Below are 2188 nucleotides of genomic sequence, written 5' to 3'. Positions count from 1 at the left end.
TTGAACGGCGATCCCGACTACCCCATCATCCTGGGCTGCGTCTATAACGCCGACAACATGCCTCCCTGGGGCCTGCCCGGCAACGCCACGCAGTCGGGTATCAAGACCAAATCGAGCAAGGGCGGCGCCTTCGGGCCGGGCCTGAAAAACGGTGCGGGCGACGCCAACGCGCTGCGCTTCGAAGACAAGGCCGGCGCCGAGCAGTTGTGGCTGCACGCGCAGAAGGACCAGCTCACGGAAGTCGAGAACGACGAGGAAAAATGGGTCGGCAACGACCGGCGCAAGACCATCGACCGGGACGAGACCAATGTGATCCATCGCGACCGCACCGAGACGGTGGACCGCGATGAAAAGATCACCGTGCACGGCTGGCGCACCGAGGAAGTCGATGGCGACGAGACCATCACCATCCATTCCAATCGCACCGAGCGCGTGGACCACAACGAAAAAATCAGCATCGGCGACAACCGGCGCGAAGACGTCGGCATCGACGAGACGGTGCGTATCGGCAAGAACCGCACCAAGACCATCGGCAAGAACGAGAAGGACAAGATCGGCAGCAACTGGTCGATCAAGGTCGGCAAGTTCAAGACCGAGACCATCGGTATCGCCTACATGCAGAACGTGGGCGTGGGCCGCATGGAGAACGTGGGCGTGGCCTACAACCTCAACGTGGGCGCCATCATGGCCACGGTGGTCGGCAGCACACAAAGCACCAAGGTGGGCAGCGATCAATCCACCACGGTCGGCACCAAATACACCTTGACCGTGGGCGCCGCAGGCGGCGGCAGTGCGCCCGCAGGCGCGGGCGGCCCCATGAACATCGTCGCTCCGTCGGGTGGTGAATCAGGAGGGGGTTCGGGTGGCTCCAACATCACCATGGATGCCCAGAGCGTGTCCATTTCCGTCGGTAGCAGCAGCCTGGTGCTGAAGGAGGACGGCACCATCACGCTCAACGGCAAGGACATCACCTTCTTTGGCGAGAACAAGATTCTTTCGGTCAGCCCACAGGTCCGCGATAACGATTGAAGGCGTGCACACGCCTTCCCGCTGCCTCTTTCAGGAAACCTCCATGGCCATCCCCCAACGCAACGCACTGTCCGAAACACAAGGACAGCCCCTGATCCGCATAGCCCGGGTGCTGTCTGCCGACACCGCGGGCCAAGTGACCGTGCAGCTCGACGGACAGCCTGTGGTCGCCGAAGCCGCTACCCATCTGCCTGCGTTGCTGCCAGGGCAGCGTGTGGCGGTGCTGCTGCCCGAGGCCGAGTCTCCGCTCATCACGGCGGCGTACCCGCTGACGGCTGGCGTGGGCGCCCAGGAAGGCACGGGCGAGCGCATGGAGGCTGCCATCGGCTTCGACCCGGCAACCGGCACGCTCAACATCCAGGCAAGGCAATTGAATCTGCAAGCACTCGGTTCGGTAGAAATCCGCTGCGGCGAGGCCGTGCTGCGCTTCACTGCGCAGGGCAACGTGGCCTTGCACGCACAAGCCATCACGCAGTCCGCCATCGGTCCCTACCAGATCGAAGGCGCGTCCATCGACTTGAACTGAGCCGCCAGATCCCTTCATGCCCCGCCGCGAAACACTCATTGCCGAGCTTCTGGAAGACACCGCGCGGGCACGCCGGCGGCGCCTTCACATCACCAAGGCAATGGACTTTCGACTGCTCGCACTGCAAACGGTGGACGACAAGATCGATCGCAACCTGCGCGCACTCTCGGTCTTCGGCCAGGAGGCACTCCAGGCCGCCGAGCAGGCCATTGCAGCGTCCAGCCACGCCCCGACCACCGACGCGCTGATCCACGTCGCCGCAGCCTGCGCTGTGCAGATGGCGGCACCGCAAGACGATGCCGGATTGCTGGCGCAATGGTTCGAGCGCTACGGCGCAGCCCACCGCACCGCATTGCGCGACGCATGGTGGTTCTACCCGCTTGATCGGGCCAGCGCCGCGCGCCACCCGGAACGCGTGGCGGCGCTGCTGCGCAGCACGCACGAGCCCGCCCGCACGCTCGGCATCGAACTGGCGGGGCGATGCGGCCTGCAAGCATGCCTTCCCTTGATTTCGCCCATCGCCGCCGCCGCGCCGGAAGGGCCCCTGCTGCGTGCGAGCGAACTGGCCCTGTGCCGCCTGGGACAAGCGCCCGACGACCTGGCGGCGCGCATCCAGCGGCGCGGCGGTGGCGC

General features: G+C 65.4%; 2 protein-coding genes and 1 pseudogene. All 3 read left to right on the top strand.

What is annotated here, in order from left to right:
* Positions 1 to 1029, top strand: a 1029-nt coding sequence (locus AVHM3334_RS23575; RefSeq protein WP_502869974.1) for a bacteriophage T4 gp5 trimerization domain-containing protein, incomplete at its 5' end; no start/stop codon positions are given.
* 43 nt (positions 1030 to 1072) lie between these two features.
* Positions 1073 to 1555, top strand: coding sequence for a hypothetical protein (locus tag AVHM3334_RS23570; RefSeq protein WP_284415860.1), 483 nt, complete (start codon positions 1073 to 1075; stop codon positions 1553 to 1555).
* Between the two features lie 16 nt (positions 1556 to 1571).
* Positions 1572 to 2188 (top strand): annotated as a pseudogene (locus AVHM3334_RS23565) (hypothetical protein); the annotation flags it as partial.

This window comes from Acidovorax sp. SUPP3334, assembly GCF_030159055.1.
GTDB lineage: Bacteria > Pseudomonadota > Gammaproteobacteria > Burkholderiales > Burkholderiaceae_C > Paracidovorax.
The sequence above is the reverse complement of the archived record's forward strand: the minus strand, read 5'-3'. Positions and strand labels throughout refer to the sequence as shown.